Annotated in this window: 2 rRNA genes (1 of these 2 only partly in view); both read right to left on the bottom strand. The window is 56.4% G+C overall.

Annotation, left to right across the window (positions count from 1 at the left end):
• Positions 1-6: 6 nt before the first annotated feature.
• Positions 7-122: ribosomal RNA gene (gene rrf / locus F2Q65_RS09920) — 5S ribosomal RNA — on the bottom strand.
• 110 nt (positions 123-232) lie between these two features.
• A 23S ribosomal RNA gene (locus F2Q65_RS09915) occupies positions 233-1,684 on the bottom strand (it continues 1,436 nt past the right edge of the window).

Here is a 1,684-nt window from a genome sequence, read left to right as displayed (position 1 = left end):
ATAAGACCCTGGCGATGACCTACTTTCGCATGGGGAGGCCCCACACTATCATCGGCGATACACCGTTTCACTTCTGAGTTCGGGATGGGATCAGGTGGTTCCAGTGCTCTGTGGCCGCCAGGAAAAACGGCTGCCATTCGCCGGGCGGTACCCGGCGTGGCGTTTGTTCGGTTTGATCGCGTCAGGCGCGCTGGGTGCGTTGCACGCAGTGCCCAAAGTGTTTGGGTGTTATATGGTCAAGCCGCACGGTCAATTAGTACGGGTTAGCTTCACACGTTACCGCGCTTCCACATCCCGCCTATCAACGTCGTGGTCTTCGACGGACCTTCAGGGACCTCAAGGGTCCAGGGAGACCTTATCTTGGGAGGGGCTTCCCGCTTAGATGCTTTCAGCGGTTATCCCGTCCGTACATAGCTACCCGGCAGTGCCACTGGCGTGACAACCGGAACACCAGGGGTACGTCCACTCCGGTCCTCTCGTACTAGGAGCAGCTTCCCTCAAGTCTCCAACGCCCACGGCAGATAGGGACCGAACTGTCTCACGACGTTCTAAACCCAGCTCGCGTACCACTTTAAATGGCGAACAGCCATACCCTTGGGACCGACTTCAGCCCCAGGATGTGATGAGCCGACATCGAGGTGCCAAACACCGCCGTCGATATGAACTCTTGGGCGGTATCAGCCTGTTATCCCCGGAGTACCTTTTATCCGTTGAGCGATGGCCCTTCCATACAGAACCACCGGATCACTAAAGCCTGCTTTCGCACCTGCTCGACGTGTCTGTCTCGCAGTCAAGCACCCTTATGCTTTTGCACTCAATGCGCGATTTCCGACCGCGCTGAGGGTACCTTCGCGCTCCTCCGTTACTCTTTGGGAGGAGACCGCCCCAGTCAAACTACCCACCATGCACTGTCCCTGATCCGGATCACGGACCGAGGTTAGAACTTCAAACATACCAGGGTGGTATTTCAAGGATGGCTCCACGGCAACTGGCGTCGCCGCTTCAAAGCCTCCCACCTATCCTACACAAGTAGGTTCAAAGTCCAGTGCAAAGCTGTAGTAAAGGTTCACGGGGTCTTTCCGTCTAGCCGCGGGTACTCGGCATCTTGACCGAGATTTCAATTTCACTGAGTCTCTGGTGGAGACAGTGCCGCCATCGTTACGCCATTCGTGCAGGTCGGAACTTACCCGACAAGGAATTTCGCTACCTTAGGACCGTTATAGTTACGGCCGCCGTTTACCGGGGCTTCGATCAAGAGCTTCTCCGAAGATAACCCCATCACTTAACCTTCCGGCACCGGGCAGGCGTCACACCCTATACGTCCGCTTTCGCGTTTGCAGAGTGCTGTGTTTTTAGTAAACAGTCGCAGCGGCCTGGTCACTGCAACCCCCGTCCGCTGCGCCCGCAAGGGGCCTCACGTACCAGGGGCGTACCTTCTCCCGAAGTTACGGTACCATTTTGCCTAGTTCCTTCACCAGAGTTCTCTCAAGCGCCTTGGGATTCTCACCCTGCCCACCTGTGTCGGTTTCGGGTACGGTCACACATAACCTGAAGCTTAGAGGCTTTTCCTGGAAGCTGGGCATCAACCACTTCGTCTCCGTAGAGACTCGTCATCACGTCTCAGAATTGACTCCCCGGATTTGCCTAAGGAGCCTCCCTACACGCTTGAACCGGCAACCAACAG

Source organism: Thiohalocapsa marina (assembly GCF_008632335.1).
GTDB lineage: Bacteria > Pseudomonadota > Gammaproteobacteria > Chromatiales > Chromatiaceae > Thiohalocapsa > Thiohalocapsa marina.
This window is presented reverse-complemented; position numbering and strand designations above follow the sequence as displayed.